The organism is Metabacillus kandeliae, assembly GCF_021166585.1.
GTDB lineage: Bacteria > Bacillota > Bacilli > Bacillales > Bacillaceae > Metabacillus_B > Metabacillus_B kandeliae.
This window is the reverse complement of sequence record NZ_JAJOZE010000003.1, coordinates 35,322-53,060: the sequence shown is the minus strand read 5'-3', so window position 1 is coordinate 53,060 and position 17,739 is coordinate 35,322. Positions and strand designations below refer to the sequence as shown.

Sequence of the window (17,739 nt, the reverse complement as noted above, 5' to 3'; positions counted from 1 at the left end):
AAAGGATTATTTTATGTTAATATTAGTTCGAAAGACCCGAGATGTTAAAGCTTCAATAGTCTATTATTAAATTAGCAGCCAGCTTTAATGTTTCAAGCAGCAGTTTGGTTTTCCCTTTCAAATCAAATAAAAGAAAGCCTTCCATTTATGTGGAAGGTTTTTCTTTTGCAATAAGAAATTTTTTACATTATGGTAATGTTTCTGACATTAATCCTTAATTTTCCTTTGGTATTTTGTTTAGAGTACACAACCGCTGCTTTTGTCCTCAGATTATCTGCGTTTTTGTCACATGCATCTCTTTCGACCTGTTAATGGAAATTTTTGAGTCTTTTTTCCCTATCTCTCCATGACATAATTATTATGTTTTGGTAGAATATACAATTATAACTGTTTTGGAGGCATTATTTTGAAGTTTCTTCGTGCATTGCTCGCAACTATCGTCCTTGGATCACTTCTTACATATCCCACACTGGCTTCTGAAGGTCCCTTTGAAAATCTTGGTCCGCAAGTTCAATATGTGAATGTCATTAAGGGGAAGGCCGGGCTGACTCAATACGGCCAGCCGATTTATTATGCCCTTTTGCAGGGGGAGCCTGCAAAGCTTGCTGTTGTAGACCTTCAGTCCCAAAAGATTCTGGATATCGAGACCCTGGAAGGCGCTAAAGCAGCCTGGTCCATAGAGGTCACACCTGAAAGAAAAGTATACATAGGAACGACTCCGAATGAGCATGTGTATGAGTACAACACAGACTCAATGGAAATGAAGGATCTTGGAAAAGCATCAGATAATACGGATACAACGATATGGGATATGGCTTACGATACGAAGAACAATCGTCTGTTCGGCGTCACTTCCTATGGCGGAAGAGTCTTTTCCTACAGTGAAGGAAAAGGGTTCAGTTCACTTGGACGTGTCGTTGACGGCAAGCAGTATGCCAGAAGCGTAGTTTATGATGAAACTCAGAATGTTTTATATGCAGGAGTGGGGTCGCCGGCCTCCCTTATTAAATGGAACTTAAACACAGGGGAAAAGACAGATATCCTTCCTTCTGAGTATACTTCGTCAGCTTCTGTCTACGATTTGGATCTAGTGAATGGCAAGCTTTTTGCCAAAATGGAAGGCTCAAGCACAATGCTTGTATTTGATACCGCTAAAGATCAGGTCGAGCATGTGTTAAATGCCGATTCCAGAGGGGTTTCAAATGTATGGAATGGGAATAACGTTTTTTACAGCAGTGCAGGCAAGCTGTTTCAATACAACCTGGATACGAAAGAGTCAACCCCTTTAAATTCCAACCTTTACGGAGCAAGTGCTGTTTCCCTGGACATTGTGAATGTAAATGGGCAGCCAAATCTCCTTGGTCTGTCTGGAAATGGCGGGAAATTTTACAAATATAATCTATTGCAAAATCGGTTCTCTTATTCCAATTTAAAGCTTCCAGCTCAATCGGTGGAAATTTACCGCGTTGGCGAGGGCGTTGATGGGTCGATCTACAGCACCGGATTTATTTCCGGCAAGCTCGGTGTATACAACCCGAAAGACAATTCTACTGAAATGCTGGAAGGGCTTGGGCAGGTAGAAGGGTTTGGAAAGCTGAATAATTCTGTGTACTTTGGCGTTTATCCAAACGGCAAGCTTTATGAATATGATACATCAGACAAATGGAGCAGCGGCTCAAATCCAAAAGAAGTTCTGAATTTGAGCAGCCTTGGACAGGACCGGCCTGTATCAATTATCCCAGATGATGAAAAGCAGAGGCTATATATTGGCTCCATTCCGAAAAGAGGTCAGGCGCAGGGTATGTTTACGGTGTTTGATCCTAAAACAAGAACGATTCAATATCAGCAGCCTCTTGCTTATGAACAAAGTGCCTCTTCTATGGCATACGACCAAAACAACGATATGCTCTATATGGGAACAAGTGTCTATGACGGCAGCGGAAAAAAATCAGATGAGAGCGCAAAGCTTTATGCAATCGATACAAAAGATGAAGGCTATAAATTAAAAGAAATCGAAATTCCTGGCGGATATTCCATCATGCTGAGTGCCCTGACGGTAACGGAAGATGGCAGGGTATGGGGAATTATTGATAATAAGCTGCTTGTTTACGATCCAAAAACGGACAAGTCTTTAGTCTTCCCGATCAGTTCTGATCAGATTAAGGGAATGTTCAAAAATGAGAGCCTGCTGATCGGAAAGGACGGAATGCTTTACGGCACACTGCAGGGCATGCTGTTTAAAGTAGATCCGTCAACTTACCATATTTCAAAATATAGTCAAAGCAACGTGTTCCATCTAGCAGCTGATAATGATGGAAACCTGTATTACAACAGCGGTGCCAACCTTTGGAAGGTAAACACGGACCGGCTAACCAAAGAGGACGAACTGGATACGGATAAGCTTACGATCCCGAACGTCTCTGATTCAGATTCGCCGTTTCCTGTAGCGAGGGTTTATTCCAAACAGCCTCTTATCCTCTACAAAAAGAGCGGGGATTCGATGATTCCAGTGAAAACATTGGCGCCAAACAAATTTTACAGGGTTTATGGAACCTATAATAATTACTATCACGTAGGAAATCAGCATTATTTTTATTCTGAAAAGTACAAGATGTCCACCTATGTCGGCCGCATCTTCACTTTATCAAATTCGCAAATTCTAAAGCCCGATGGATCGGTATTCAGAGATATCAAGCCTGGAGAGGAAATTAGGGTATACAGCTATGACGAGCAGAGCTATGAAGTCGGCAACGGCTACAAAGTGATGAAGTCAGGCGATATTTCCTACTACGTTGGTACGTTGAAGCTGACAAAAGATGCCATGCTCTTTAAATATGGCGAAACTCTTCCAGAATTGAAGCTCTCAGCTGGAGAAGAATATGAAATCCTGAAAACGGACGGAAATAAAATGGAAATTGGAAATGGCCTGTATATCGAGTTCAACAAAGACGGTATGGAATACAGTAAAAATTAATGTGATGAAAAGCCAGGGAAGAAAACTCTCCCTGGCTTTTTATATTTTTAAGATAGTATCTAACAAATTTTAACGTAATAAGTAAATGTTTAAAAATTGGATGGTCAGGTAAACGGTGATCAAAAATTCTAATAAAAGGGATATTTAGGAGGCAAATAGGGGTGTGTAATTGTATAATATTGCAAAAATACATCAATACTTAAGCTAATTGTAACTTTATTGTAATATAACGCCAATATGTAACTTAACTGTTAAACTACTGGCTCTTTCTCTCATGTATACTAAAAAAGTGCAAAAGGAGGAAGAACATGAAAAAAATGAAGAAACCAGCCATCGTTTTAGGATTAGCTTCATCGTTACTTTTTGGTTCATATCTGCCAAATGCCATAACACATACAGCTCACGCCGAATCTGTATCGGTCGTTGATATAGGAAAAAAATACATAGGTGTTCCTTACAAATATGGGGGCACAAGTCCTTCAACAGGATTTGACTGTTCAGGATTTATTGGATACATTTTCAATAAAGCAGGAATCAGCCTGCCGCGAACAGTTTCCTCTATGTATAGTTCAGGAATTGTAACAAAAGTCAGCGCTAAGCAGCCAGGAGATCTAGTGTTTTTTGCCACAACCTCTTCTTCAGCCTCCCACGTGGGCGTTTATGTAGGAAACGGGCAATTTATGCATGCTTCTACCTCTCAAGGCGTAACCATCAGCTCTCTCAGCAACAGCTACTGGAACCCAAAATATTTAGGAACAAAGCGTGTAGACGCTTATAGCGCAGTACTGGGTGCTTCTGCAGAAAACTACACTCAATCAGCTAAAGACCTATGGTCAGACATTCAGAAAAAATATAGCGGCAGCGCTTCAATCACCCGTTTAGAATCGACTACATTAGGGGAATACAATAGGTTAAAGTCTAAAAGTTCAAGCACGGAATTCAAGACTTATGTGAACCGTACAGCCCATATGATCGACGGCGTGAAAACAGGCCTGAATCTTGACAGCAGCAGAAGACAGCTGAACAGCAGTATGATCAGCCCTCAGGTTCTTAACAACAGCACTGCTGCAAATTATGATGACTTGTCTTATCAAATTAAGAAAAATGAACGTGTTATTGGAAAAGTTTACGGCGCTTCTAACCGCAAAGTGCTCAATGACCATTTTGTCACATCAGCTAAAATTGTAAAGGAATCTGTTAAATATGAGGTTTCTATGCACAGACTGATGAACGATATTGAAGGCAATATCAAAAAAGGCAGCAAAACAATGGCCAATGAACAGTTTGCTATGCTAAACAGGTTAGAAAGAAGAGCAGTCGACATCAAAGCTGCCGGCAACAAACTTCATCCAGGAAGCTATGCAGCTCAAAGCGGCATAAACCAGGATTTGAAAGCGCGCAAAGCATCACTCCAAAAACAGCTATAATTTCATAGAATAGGAGATACTGAAATTCTCAGTATCTCCTATTTTTTATGCCGTTGGAAAAAATTTCATGGTAAACTAGTAAACGAGCATATTAGGGAGGTTTACTAGTTTTGAAAAAATTGATAAGTACGATGCTGGCTGCTTCTATTGTTTTGGTGCCTATGGCGGGTAAAGCGAACGCTGTTACTAATGAATTAAACATGACGGCTAAAAAAGAACTGCTGACAGAGACAGCACTGAAATACCAAATACCGCCTGAAATTTTGAAAGCAATTGCACTAAGGGAATCAAACTTTACGCAATTTAATGGTGATGGCTCACCTTATATGAATCCTGTTGATAAAGGGATCGGGATTATGCAGGTTACGCCTTCTACTTTCAGTGAATCAGAGAAACAAAGCCTGCAAATGAATGAAGACCGGCTTAAAACAGATACTCAGTATAATATTGAAATGGGAGCAAAAATCCTAAAGTTAAAATGGGACCTTGGAGGAACTAAGCTGCCAAAAGTGAACAGCGGCAATCCTCTGTATTTGGAAAGCTGGTACTATGCCTTGATGGGGTATAACGGTGTCTCAGCATCAAATAATCCCACTGTCCCTCAAACGAATCCCTATCAATCGCAAATTTATCAGCTGCTGAAAAACAGCCAGATTAAAACACAGGGCATCCCGACAGATCCAAGCAAATTTGGATTTGATGACCAGGGCAGACTGACAGGAACTGCTTTACAGTGGGACTATGCTTATACACCTTCAATGAATACCTCTCATTCTGGAAAGGTTATTTTTACAAATCAGGATGGCGCTAATCTGCGTGCAACTCCAGATGGGACTGTTGTTGGACGTATTGCTGGAAATGAAAAGATAGAAATTCTGGATGATCACCCTGTGGAGTCTGCCAGTCTATATAATCTTTTTTCCTATTACAAAGTAAAAGCAGATGGTAAAACAGGATACATGTCATCCTCTAATTTCAAGCTGCTGCGTTTTCCGCTTCCTAACCCTGAGAATTTGTCAGGGCAAAAAGAAGCCTATGCAAGACTTGTTATTAAAGCTGACACACCGATCGTTAAAAAAGAAAATGGCGTGTACAAAACTCTCAGAATGGCTAAGACCGGTGAAGGGCTGCGCGTCTACACCATTGATGGGGAGTACTATGGTTTAGGAGCCAACTTATTTGTTAAGCAGAATAGGAATGCAGCTGATCTAGTAGTTGGCTTGCTTCGAGTTAATAACCAATTCATCTATTTGAAAGATATTACGGATAAAACCTATGTGGCGATGGATAACAAAGTGTACGCCAAACACGCTGGCAAAGATGAATTGATTCTTGGCAAGGCTGTTGTTATGAAGGACATTGCGATATACAATGCCAGCGGGAAAGTCTTCCGCACCGGCAAAACAAAGGAACGCCTGCGTGTTTATAAGATTCTGCCAGATCGTTATGAAATCGGCGGCGGATACTATGTGAAAAAGCAAAATGTAGATTATTATCCTGTATTTTAGAGTACAGGCTGCAGGTACCGGGATTTCCCCGGTATTTTTTTATGGAGAATTCATACCGAAGCAGCGGTGTCGGCATCTGGTGAAAATAATGGCTGTTTTGGTGAATATAACAGCCGTATTGGTGAATATCTGCTTAAGAATGGTGAATATGCCGGCTGGTTCGGTGAATATGACAGGGTGCAGAGAAAGAAAAATGAGTTTTGGCTGAGTAAAAAGGCATTTTGCCCATCACTATTAGGGGCACAATCATTTGAAATAACCCCAAACATGTCATGAGCTCTTTGAAACCGGCCTTTAATTAAAAAATCCCTCCCCTAAAAACAAAAAACCCGCCCCAAAGAGGCGAGTTTTCTTACCTAGGCACAACCTTCCGAATCACCGGGATAGACTGCATGACTTTAACTACCACAAAGCTGATCGCAATCGTGACAGCTGTCATAATGGGTATCCCAACTAATGGATGAAACGTAAAAGCATCAAGACCTAAAAACTTGGCAAGCAGAATGAAAATGAATGGATGAACCAAGTAAATCCCGAGGCTCGCTTTGTTAATCGGATCCATCCACTTCATAACGCCTGCATTTGATTTCAAATTAGCGCTGATATCCTTAAACAGGATAAAAACAGCTGCAGAAACAAAAACAGTTGAAACATTTAAGTAATGGTAGAAGAAGCCATCAAAGGTTCCCTGATTTTCCGTTGTAAGAAAAAAGGTTCCGGCAAAAGTAAGCACTAATCCAACTAAGCCGACAAGATAATAGAAAATCTTGCTCGCGCGGCTGAAGGAGTAGGTGAAAAAGTAGTAGCCCATAATAAAGTAGCCGATGTATCCGCTCGCAGGATACGCATCCATTCCGATTTTAATATGATAAAACTTGCTGACAAAGCTGAAGACGCAAGTGGAAACGAACCAAAGAATGATAAACAGCTCGAGGTTCCTGCGGGACGTATTTCCAATGAAGTCTTTTAAAATCGGAGTAATGACATAAAGTCCGATAATGACATACATAAACCACAAATGGTAATAAACTTTGTCTTCCAGTACAGCTTTCGCCGCAGCGGCAGGACTAGGATCAAGCTTCCCCGTTTTGATTTGAATCGCAAGGTAGAAGATGCTCCAGGCCGCGAATGGAATAAAAACTTTAATAGCACGTTTTTTGAAGAAAGTCTGCAGCGGCTCCCTCTTGTCGGGGTTCAGCAGCAAAGCGCCGCTCATCATGAAAAAGATAGGAACACACCAGCGTGTAAGGGTGTCAAACACATGCCCGACCCACCATTGATTTTGCGGAAGGTCTTTGTATTCATATAGTATTGGTGCAGCTGAGTGAAGCATCACTACGCCGATGGTAGCGATTACTCTCAGCCAGTCAAAGTATACAATTCTGTTTTTTGCCATCTCATCACCTGCTCGTCCTAGTATACCCCATCATTATATATCCCCAATATTCGCATTTTAAACCTCCTCTTGCAATGCAAGTATTTCCAGCCGGGCAAGGATAAGAGAAAGTGGTATAATGAAGCATAGGTGCTGAAATTTAACAGTCTTGCACAGTACCTTCCAAAAAAGAATAGAACTGGAGTGAAGAATATGAAAAAGCTTGCCTTATGCACAATGGCGGTTGCAGGTCTTCTGTTTGCCTCTCAGGGAAATTCTGCCCTTGCTTCTACCGGGAGTGCTGCAGCAAATGAAGGGGCCAGCCTTCAAAAAGAGACACTTCAATTTGGAGAGCTTATTAAAAAAGGGGACTTGTACTCTATTAACAGCAGCTATGACTCTTTTACATATCAGCTGAAGCAAACAGAGAATGCAATTGGGAAAGTGGCGGGTCAGAAAAACCGCGACAAGCTGAACGAGACATACGTCCGTCCGGCAAAAATTGCAAAAGAGCGTGTCATCTATGAAGTCTCTGAATATCGGCTGATTCATAAAACAGGCATTGACCTTTTAAATAACGAGACAAGTCTTGCAGGCAAAAAAACGAGGATGCTGGGCAGATTGGCTGAAAGAGCCATTCAAATTAAAGCAGCCGGCTATTATGCGTCTATCCCTTCTGCTATTCCGCAGTTTTTAAGCGCCTCAAAAGGGCAGCTGGATAACGGCAAATTTGTTGATGCGGGAAAAGGAACAGTTTCACGGTTTGATTATGAAGTGTTCATTTTGACCAACATGCAGCGTGTAAAATATAAACTTTCGCCGCTGACACTTGATGTGGAGCTTTCTGGAGTGGCGAAGAAAAAATCCGAGGATATGATTGCAAAAGGTTATTTTGATCATCAATCACCGACCTATGGCTCTCCATTCCAAATGATGGAAGCTTTTCATATACCTTATCATTATGCAGGCGAGAACATTGCAATGGGATATAGGAGCCCTGCAGATGTCGTGCAAGGCTGGATGAACAGTAAAGATCATAGAGAAAATATTTTAAAGGAAACTTACAATCGTATTGGTACAGGCTACTCACAAAATTACTGGACTCAAATGTTTGTAGGCAGATAGATAACTGAAAAATCCCCGCTCTCTTAATGGAGAGCGGGGATTTTTTTGGTTAAGTAGGTCTATATAACCAAAATAGAATAAACTATTTACCCTCATTCTTAACAAATTAAACCAAAAACTATGTAAAAATTCACATATTATCCATACTAAATTTACAAACTTAAAATTAAACTCATACTGGCTTAATATTCTGAGAATATAATTACTTTGATTTGAGAAAGATGTCAGTTTTCTGCATCAAAGGGAGAATTTGGCAGAACTTCTTGAGGAGAAAAGAATATAAGGAGGCGTAAAGATGAAACGAGAGATTACGAGTTTGGTTATTGCATCTGCAGTGATCACCGGAAGTGCATTTAGCCCCGTTATGATAAAAGCTAGTGCAGCAAGTGTTCAGCAGAAGCAGACAGTTGGACAGGAAACGGCCTTGCTTAATGGAAAGCCGATGACTGTTCACACAACAGTTTGGAACAAACAAAAGCTTTATTCAGTAAACGATTTGGCTAAAGCTCTTTCAGCAAAAGTACAGTATGACAAAAAGCTGAAAGCAACAGTAATCTCTATAGGTACTGGCAAAAGCAAGCAGTCAGTTACTGTAAAATCAGGCACAAACGAAGTAGCAGTAAACGGCAAGAAGGTTAAATTACAGGCACCGCCTAGACTTGTTGGAAAGACAATCTTCATGGACGCGAAGACTTTCGTACAAGCTTTCGGCGGCGGTATATTAACAGATAAAAATCTATTAATATCTCAAATGGGCAGCTTCAAAATGGCAGCAGCGAAAATCAATGTAGACAGCAGTGCAAAAGCCATTAAATCTCTAAAAATGAATGGCAAGTACTACTACTCTGTACAGGAAACGGCTGCAGCACTTGGAGCTAAAGTTTCTGTTAAAGGAATCACAATTACCTTAACAAAAGAAGGCAATACTTCAGTAATTAATTTATCACATAATATTATGGAGGTTAATGGTAAATCTGTCAACCTGCATTCATACCCGGTTATGGTAAAAGGAACTGTCTACGCTGACCTGCTTGACATTGTCAATGCCATTGATGCCGATATGATCAAAGGCGAAAACGGCTATGAACTAAGAAAAATCAAACTGCTTGGCGGCGACAGCTTTGCTCCGATCTGGATCAACAGCAATACCCTTTTAGTGACAAACGACAATGGCATGGATGAAGTAACTTACATGCTGGATGCGAAAACTAAAAAGACTGTTAAAATATTCAACGGAACAGAATTCACTGTTTCCCCTGACCGCAAGCAGGCTATCTACTCTGATCCAAACGGCTTTGCTCATCTAGTTAACCTTTCAACTGGAGAGGACAAGCAGCTGAGCGCAGAAGAGGATTCTATCAAAACAGAATACGTTTGGGCAGCTGATGGTTCAAAAGTATACATGTTCCAAAATGATAAAGCTGATCAAATCGGAATGCTTGATCTTACAACAGGTACTGCAACAAAAGTGTTCGCTGATTCACTAGCTTATAAATCTGACCTTAAGCTTTCTGCAGACGGCAAGAAATTGCTATATGTAGTCGGCAAAGAAGGAAAGACAACCAACACAACAGATGGCACTGATGTTGACAACATCGATATGACAGGCACAGAGCCTCAAGTATATGTTATTGACCTGACTGCAAAGGAAATCAAGCCTGAAGCTGTCACAACTGGCACTGAAAACAAAGTGTCACCAGTATTCCTTCAGGACGGCAGCATCATTTACATCAGCTCCAATCCTGACAGTGAAACAGAACTTCCAGTATTGAAAAAGATCAATGCAGATAAATCAGAAACAGCTCTAGTATCTAATAAAGATATTATTTCTCTTCAGCAGAATGAAGAAGGCAAGCTGTTCATCCTGACTGCTGAGGCAGCTGGTTCTGCTGTTTATGAAGTGGACACTGCTTCTAAAAAGCTTACTCAATTGATGAAGACTCCTGCTGAACTGACTTCAATCAATGTATCAAAAGAAGGCATTGCAGCAACAACTGCAGGTCTTGCTGGAGATAAAGTTGTTCTCTATGTAAATGGTAAATTAGCAGATTTAACAAAATAATTTTATTAAAGGAGAAGATGAAAAATGAAATTAGTAAAACGTTTATCCGTTTCCGCTGTTGCTGTTGCCGCTGCTGTAGGTTTCACATTCGGAGGTTTCAATCAAGCTGATGCTGCAAGTGTTTCTGGTAAAGTAACGGTTGCAGGTTCAACTGCCCTGCTTCCACTGACACAGGCTGCTGCAAAAGAATTCAAGCGCTCTAACCCAAGAGTTTCTATCTCTGTATCTGGTTCTTCTTCCATTGCTGGTCCTCAATCTGTACAAAAAGGATCGGCTACAATTGGAGCTTGTGACTGGAATGCAACAACTGCTGTTCCTGGATTCAGCGCATTCAAAGGTTTGACTGCTTACAAAATCGCTGTTATCCCATTTGCTACAATTGTTAACTCTAAAAACCCAGTGAAAAACCTTTCCACTTCACAGCTTCAAGGAATTTTCACAGGAAAAATCACAAACTGGAAGCAAGTAGGCGGAAACAATGCACCAATCGTTGTTGTAAACCGTAAATTTGGTTCTGGTACTCGCGTAAACTACAACTTGAAAGCTCTTAAAGGCGCTAAAATGATGACAAGCGGCTCTCATTACCAAGAAGCTGGAAAAAGCGGTGAAATGGTTACAGCTGTAACGTCTAATGCTAATGCAATCGGTTATGTTGACCTTCCATATGTAAAAGGCGGAATCAAAGCTGTTTCTTACAACGGTGTAGCTGCTTCTGTATCTAACATTCAAAAAGGCAAATACCCTGTATGGGGTACTGGCTACCTATTGACTAAAGGAAAAGCAAAAGGTGCTAACGCTGCGTTCATTTCTTATGTAACAGGTTCTAAGTTCCAAAACGGTTCTTTGAAAAAATTGAAATTCATCCCTGTTAAATCTGTACGTTAATCTATAATTTGATTCATTTGCTTGATTACTAACCCCCTTTTAAATTAGAGAGCCAGCCTCACCCATTTTGTGAGGCTGGCTTACATTAGTGCTGGAGGAATTTAAGGCATGGCGAAGATCGAACAAGAACTGCCGGCAGATCTGCTCAGTGTCAGCGGCAGCAAGAACCAATCCAAATATGTAAAGAACCGCCTCTTTAATCTTTTTGCGATTTCAAGTGCACTCATTCTAGGACTTGTCCTGCTTTCCATTATTGTGTTTATTGGAAAAACAGGTTTGCTCGTTTTTAAAGATGTCTCCCCGATGGAGTTCTTCTTCTCATTAAAATGGGATCCTGACAACGCCCAAAAGTTTGGCGCCGGTGTATTTATCATTGGAACTGTTGCTCTAACCGGACTCACTCTCCTGCTCGCAACACCTATTTCCCTGGGTTTGGCTGTTTTTACTGTCGAAATTGCACCAGAGTGGCTGAAGCGGCTCATGAGACCTACCCTTGATTTGCTTGTTGGTATTCCTTCTATTGTATATGGCTACCTGGGATTAACGATTTTAATTCCGTTTATCCGCCAAGTGACGGGAAGTGCAGTAGGAAACGGACTTTTTGCAGCTGCACTAGTCTTGACCATTATGGTTCTTCCGACCATTACAAGAATCAGTGATGATGCGCTAACAGCCGTTCCCCGTGAGCTGCGGGAGGCAAGCTATGCTCAAGGAAGCACCCGCTTTCAAACGATTTTCCGCGTGATGCTCCCAGCAGCAAGAGAGGGAATTTTTACCGCCATTATCCTTGGCATGGCCCGATCCATTGGTGAAACAATGGCTGTCGTTATGGTCATTGGGGGAGCCGCACAGCTTCCGCCGGACTTGTTTACTTCAACACACGTTTTAACGAGCTACATTGTCAGCTTTATTGTTGACGTTCAGACAGGCTCTACTTATTACAATGCGCTTTACATGATGGCATTCCTGCTGCTTGTCATCTCAACGCTTATGATTGTGATGATCCGCAAGATTCGGACAAAAGGGGTTTCATAATGGAGACAGTTGGATTTAAGAAAAAAAGAAGCCAGTCGCGATATATGGTCGATAAGGTCTTTACCTATTTACTATGGGTTTTGATGGCCGTCATTTTCATCGTGATTTTTGCGATGCTCTTTAAAATTATGTTTAAAGGAGTCATGCTGACGAGGCCGGACTTTTTTTGGAAGCTGCCGGATGATATAGAGGTAGGCGGGGGAATTGGACCGTATTTGTTCAACTCTTTTTACGTGCTGATCATCTCTCTTATTATCTCCATTCCGATTGGAATTGGTTCAGGCATTTATCTGTCTGAATATGCTCCTCAAAACAAAATGACAGAGTTTATCAGAACGTGCGTTGAGAGTCTCGCTTCCGTTCCTTCGATTGTGTTTGGTCTTTTTGGCTATATGATTTTTGTTGATATCTTCGGAGTCGGGCAGACATTAATCGGAGCGGGAATTACCCTATCGCTGCTGAATCTGCCGGTTATTGCCCGTGTTACAGAGGAAGCGATTCAGGCAGTCCCGAACGAGCTGCGCGAAGCTTCTTATGCTATGGGAGCAACTAAATCCGTTACCATTTACCGGGTTGTCATCCCGGCCGCTCTTTCCGGTATTTTAACAGGGGTCAGTCTTACAGCATGCCGTGCTTTTGGTGAGTCAGCCATTATTCTCCTTGCTGGAGGAACTGATTTCTCTGGAGCACTTGCCGACTTTAACCCGCTGTCACCAGGCGGAACGCTGCCAGTCTATCTTTGGTATGTGCAGTCAACAGCACTTGTTGCAGATGCTCCGCAGATTGCAGACAAAGCTGCAGCTATTCTCGTTATTATCGTGCTTGCCATCAGCCTTCTCACCCGTATTCCGATATGGCTGAAGGAAAGAGGCATGAGAAGAAAAACATCAAAATAAAGAAAATAGGCTGCCCCAGTCCAATAGAGGCAGCCTGCTTTTTGCTAGTGTGCTTCCTGAGGGAAATGGAGGAGACACCAATCTTTTGTTTCTTTATCGGCAAAAGACGCTTCTGCACTAGTGCGGTAAATCTCTCTGTAGTCCTCTTCAGTCATCAGAAGTACCTGGTTTACGATCTCACATTCTTTTGCCATTGTCGTATCGGAGACTGTGCGGTTATCTGTATTAATGGTGACTTTGATGCCATCCTGGTAAAACTGATAAATGGGGTGGTCGCGAAAATGCTGTACGGCCTTTGTCTGAATGTTGCTTGTCGGACACATTTCAAGCACAATCTGCTTTTCTTTGACAATTTGGTAGGCTTCAGGGCAGTCCTTAATAAACACACCATGCCCGATTCGTTCAGCACCCAACAGTTCAACTGCCTCAAGAACGTTTTTGCCGATCCCTGTTTCACCTGCATGGATCGTGACTCTGTAGCCTAATTCCTTCGCCAGGGAAATGGGCTTAATGAATTTTCCGCAAAATCCTTCTTCTTCAATCGCGCATAAATCAATTGCTGCGACGCCTTTTCCGAGAAACTTCGCTCCCTGATTTACCACTTCAAAGGCCTTTTCCACAGACATCGACCTCATACAGGAAAGAATGAGGTTCCCCTTTATTTCATAGTGTTTTTCCGCATCCCGCATTCCCTCTATCACACTTGCAACCACATCTTCTATGGTGAGTCCTTTTTCCGTGTGCAGCAGCGGCGCAAAACGGACCTCCATGTATTTCACGTTTTCCATGGCGGCATCTTCAAATAGTTCAAAGGCTATTCTTCTTAAATTTGCTTTTGATTGCATCACAAGGTTCGGCAAATAAAAGGCAGTTAAATATTCCTCGAGGGATTCGCACTCTAAAGGGGCGATGAGGTGGTTCTGCAATTCTTCTTTTCTATAAGAAGGCAGAGGGATGCCTTCCTTTAAGGCAATCTCAATAATCGTTACAGCCCGCAAGCTGCCGTCCAGATGACAGTGAAGTTCAATTTTAGGCAATGATAGAAAGTTCATGTTTTCCTCCTTCTATATAAAAAAGTATAAAAAATTCCTGATTAAGAAGAAAATACACATGATGTATCTTCTCCGTAATCAGGAATTTCGGTTCCTGGTAGAGACCTCCAAACCATATTATTGGAGTTATACGAATTAAGAATCTTATGAGCTTTTTAGAAATCATATTAAACACTGTCTCTAAAGTCAATACGTGTGGCAGGTTATCTGACAGACTGCATTATTCAGCAGGCGGATAGGCCTTCCATTTGGAAAGATCCATTTCTTCTTTCGTTAAAAGAGAATGTGAAAATACGAAATTCCAAGGCTTGCTTGTATTTTCCATCACCGTCAGGCCGCCTGTTTGAAAGACTCCTCTTGCAATAATGTCCCCTGACGCATCTTCAATCACGAGCGGAAGCTGATCAAGCTGAATCGCTTTTTCACTGCCGTTCCGGATTAAAAGCGTTACCTGTAAATCCCGGTTCTCCGTAAAAACAGCTTCAAGACCCATTAGATTCACTTCGTTTTGGTTCAGCGGTTTAAGATTTTCTACGATCTTTTCTAAATGAGCCGTCTGCTCTTTTGAAATGGACTCTTTCCAAGAGGCATCCAAATCCAGTCGGTGCGTGTTCCGCTTTTTCAATTCAAACGCAAGTGTCCATCCCTCTTTGGGAATTTCTTTTCCTTCAAGCAGGGTTTCTTTATCAAAAATAAATCGCCATGGTCTTGCACTCAGAGACGGCAGCTCGCCGAATCGCTCCATATCAAACGTTTCTCTTGCTGATACCTCTTGGTTCTCATCAAGAAGCAGCAGGGAGAGCATTTCAAAGGTGATCGGCTGCGGCACTGTGCTTCTGATAAAGCCGGTGATTGTAAAAAATTCATCATATTCATCGATTTTAAAGCCTGTGATCGACAGCTGGTTCTCTTCAAGATCCGGCAGCTGATTCAGGTGGAATTGATACACATACTGCTCCTGCTTGCTGATTTCCCACTCAGGATGCAGGGAGAGGACTGGCTTTTTATTCGTTTCTGCTGTCATGATTCCACATCCTTTGATTCCTGTACATTGGCTGCAAGAGCCCTGAGATTCACGAGCACTTCGAAGCGATAGCCCTTCAGCATGTCTTCAAATGCTTGAAAGGCCTCCATCTGAAACAAGCGGTACGGATCTTCCTGGCCGTAGCCGCGAAGCCCAATGCCGTCCTTCAGTTCGTCCATGACGTCAAGGTGCCTGATCCATGCTTCATCAAGCAAAGAGAGGGCAAATCCTCTTGCAGAAGCAAGAACTTCTTCGTTATCTGAGAGAGAGGAGAGCTGCTCCATGTATGCTTGGAAGTCAGATGAAAGCAATGCGTCAAGTTCGCGGCGGTCCTTTTCATTAAACTCTTCTGCACTGCTGCTGATCTCCATAATCGCTTGCAGCTGATCGTGCAGGACGGCATATTCCTCCTGCTCCTTCATTGATAGTTCCAGGAAGAAGGCATCCAATGTGTCAGCTGTGGCCTGGCTGAATATTTCTTTTATATAAGGAAGAAACTCTGTATCTTTTAAAATATCATTCCGGATGCCGTAAACAGCTTTTCGCTGCTGATCGAGGTGATCCTCAAGCTTTAATAGATGAACGCGGGAGGAGAAGTGGCTGTTTTCCACACTTTCCTGAACCTTGTTCATGAATTTTCTTGGATCTGGCGAAACAATAAGGCCAGTTTGATCTGTCTGCACCTTTTTCGTCCATTTTTCCAGCTCTTCATCATCATATTGATTGAGGAGGTCATCCTCAAGAGAAACGATAAAGAGAGAGGAGCCTGGATCGCCCTGGCGTCCTGCGCGGCCGCGGAGCTGCATGTCAATGCGCTTGCTTTCATGGCGCTCTGTTCCAATAATGTGCAATCCGCCAAGCGCTGCAACACCTTCTCCGAGCAGAATGTCCGTTCCGCGCCCGGCCATGTTGGTGGAGATCGTAATCTGCCCTTTTTGCCCGGCAATGGAGATCATTCTCGCTTCCTGCTCTTCAGTTTTGGCGTTAAGCAGAGAGTGGCTGATACCCGCACTCGTTAGGGCTTCTGACACTTTTTCAGATTGCTTAATGGAAGTAGTTCCAATTAAGATCGGCCTGCCTGTGGCTGAAACGGTCCGAACTTCTTCGACAATCCGGCTATATTTATCCTGAAGCGAAGCATAGACGAGATCAGGCTCATCTTTTCGGATATTCGGTTTGTTTGTCGGGATTTCAATAACATCCAGCTGATAAATGTCCATGAACTCTTTTTGAGCAGGCAATGCGCTTCCTGTCATGCCGGAAAGAACCTCGTACATCCGGAAATAATTTTGAACGGTTACCGTTGCCTGAGTCAGGTTTTCCTCATTGATTTCAAGTCCTTCTTTTGCTTCGATCGCCTGGTGAAGGCCATTGCTTAAGTTTCGGCCTTCCATCACGCGGCCGGTAAAGGCGTCGACAAGTTCGACTTTGCCTTCTTTGACAATATAGTCAACATCCTTGCGCAGAATAAATTCTGCCTGAAGCGACTGATTTAAGTAGTGAAAAAGAATCTGGTGCTCAGCAGAATAGAGGTTATCAACGCTGAACATCGCTTCGATCTTCGCGATGCCTTCTTCTTTTAGATGAACCTGGCGGGAAGGAAGATCAACTTCAACATCCTTGCCTTTTTCAAAAGACTTGGTCAGCATGGCAGTAATATGAAACAGCTCTGTTGAAGCGCCGGACTTGTTGGCGATGATAAGCGGTGTTCTTGCTTCATCAATCAGAATGCTGTCAATTTCGTCTATAATCGTAAAGGCTTTTCCGCGCTGCACCTTTTGGGACAAGTGGCTGACCATGTGATCGCGGAGGTAGTCAAAGCCGAATTCATTTCCTGTTCCGTATGTAATATCGCAGCGGTACGCTTCCTGTTTGACCGGAACATCTGTGCCGGATACGTTCAAGCCTACAGTCAGTCCTAGAAACTGATGAATCTGGCCCATCAATTCAAAGTCGCGTTTTGCGAGGTATTCATTTGACGTAATGACATGAACGCCTTTTCCGTACAGGGCAAAAAGAAAGCTCGGCAGCGTGGAGACAAGCGTTTTTCCTTCACCAGTCTGCATCTGCGCGATATTTCCATCAGATTGGACAAGGCCGCCGATTAACTGGACATCATAATGGCGCAGCCCGATGGTTCTTTTGGCTGCTTCTCGGACAAGGGCAAAGGCATGCGGGCGGACTTCTTCCATTTGTGCGCCGCTTTGGAGGGATTCCTTCAATTCAGAGGTTTTTAAACGGAGCTCTTCGTCAGAAAAGCCGGCATATTGAGGTTCCAATGAGTTGATGTGTTCAACGGAACGATACAGTTTTTTCGTTTCAGCACGGGATTTTAATTCCATGTATTTGTTATATAGTAATGACATCTTAGACGCT

General features: G+C 42.5%; 12 protein-coding genes and 1 riboswitch. Of the genes, 8 read left to right on the top strand and 4 right to left on the bottom strand.

Going from position 1 to position 17,739, the window contains the following annotated elements:
- Positions 1–406: 406 nt before the first annotated feature.
- The 3 genes from LRR81_RS09565 (at position 407) to LRR81_RS09555 (ending at position 5,909) form a co-directional block, all read left to right on the top strand.
- Complete coding sequence (locus tag LRR81_RS09565; RefSeq protein WP_231789139.1) at positions 407–2,974, top strand: hypothetical protein; 2,568 nt, start codon at positions 407–409, stop codon at positions 2,972–2,974.
- Positions 2,975–3,282: 308 nt separating this feature from the next.
- Entirely contained in the window at positions 3,283–4,401 is a 1,119-nt protein-coding gene (locus tag LRR81_RS09560; RefSeq protein WP_231789138.1) for an NlpC/P60 family protein, read from the top strand.
- Positions 4,402–4,511: 110 nt separating this feature from the next.
- Positions 4,512–5,909, top strand: a complete 1,398-nt coding sequence (locus LRR81_RS09555; protein WP_231789137.1) for a transglycosylase SLT domain-containing protein — start codon at positions 4,512–4,514, stop codon at positions 5,907–5,909.
- Between the two features lie 352 nt (positions 5,910–6,261).
- On the opposite strand, the gene LRR81_RS09550 is transcribed toward LRR81_RS09555, so the two are convergent.
- Positions 6,262–7,305, bottom strand: a complete 1,044-nt coding sequence (locus tag LRR81_RS09550; protein WP_231789136.1) for an acyltransferase — start codon at positions 7,303–7,305, stop codon at positions 6,262–6,264.
- A gap of 192 nt (positions 7,306–7,497) precedes the next feature.
- Between LRR81_RS09550 and LRR81_RS09545 the strand changes: the two genes are divergently transcribed.
- The 5 genes from LRR81_RS09545 to pstA all read left to right on the top strand — a co-directional run bounded on the left by LRR81_RS09545 (position 7,498) and on the right by pstA (position 13,287).
- Entirely contained in the window at positions 7,498–8,409 is a 912-nt protein-coding gene (locus tag LRR81_RS09545) for a CAP domain-containing protein (RefSeq protein WP_231789135.1), read from the top strand.
- Between the two features lie 295 nt (positions 8,410–8,704).
- Entirely contained in the window at positions 8,705–10,471 is a 1,767-nt protein-coding gene (locus LRR81_RS09540) for a stalk domain-containing protein (protein WP_231789134.1), read from the top strand.
- Between the two features lie 24 nt (positions 10,472–10,495).
- Positions 10,496–11,356, top strand: a complete 861-nt coding sequence (locus LRR81_RS09535) for a phosphate ABC transporter substrate-binding protein (RefSeq protein WP_231789133.1) — start codon at positions 10,496–10,498, stop codon at positions 11,354–11,356.
- Positions 11,357–11,464: 108 nt separating this feature from the next.
- Positions 11,465–12,391, top strand: coding sequence for a phosphate ABC transporter permease subunit PstC (gene pstC, locus LRR81_RS09530; protein ID WP_231789132.1), 927 nt, complete (start codon positions 11,465–11,467; stop codon positions 12,389–12,391).
- Positions 12,391–13,287, top strand: a complete 897-nt coding sequence (gene pstA / locus LRR81_RS09525) for a phosphate ABC transporter permease PstA (protein WP_231789131.1) — start codon at positions 12,391–12,393, stop codon at positions 13,285–13,287. Before pstC ends, pstA begins: the two co-directional genes overlap by 1 nt.
- Before the next feature lie 44 nt (positions 13,288–13,331).
- Here pstA and add read toward each other — a convergent pair whose 3' ends face one another.
- The 3 genes from add to secA2 all read right to left on the bottom strand — a co-directional run bounded on the left by add (position 13,332) and on the right by secA2 (position 17,729).
- Complete coding sequence (gene add, locus LRR81_RS09520; protein WP_231789130.1) at positions 13,332–14,339, bottom strand: adenosine deaminase; 1,008 nt, start codon at positions 14,337–14,339, stop codon at positions 13,332–13,334.
- Between the two features lie 55 nt (positions 14,340–14,394).
- A riboswitch (purine riboswitch) is annotated at positions 14,395–14,493 on the bottom strand.
- Between the two features lie 66 nt (positions 14,494–14,559).
- A complete protein-coding gene (locus LRR81_RS09515; protein WP_231789129.1) occupies positions 14,560–15,363 on the bottom strand; it encodes an accessory Sec system S-layer assembly protein in 804 nt (267 codons plus the stop codon).
- Positions 15,360–17,729 carry an accessory Sec system translocase SecA2 gene (secA2, locus tag LRR81_RS09510; protein ID WP_231789128.1) on the bottom strand — a complete coding sequence of 790 codons (2,370 nt, stop codon included), beginning with the start codon at positions 17,727–17,729 and terminating at the stop codon, positions 15,360–15,362. The genes LRR81_RS09515 and secA2 overlap by 4 nt, the downstream gene beginning before the upstream one ends.
- Positions 17,730–17,739: the final 10 nt, after the last annotated feature.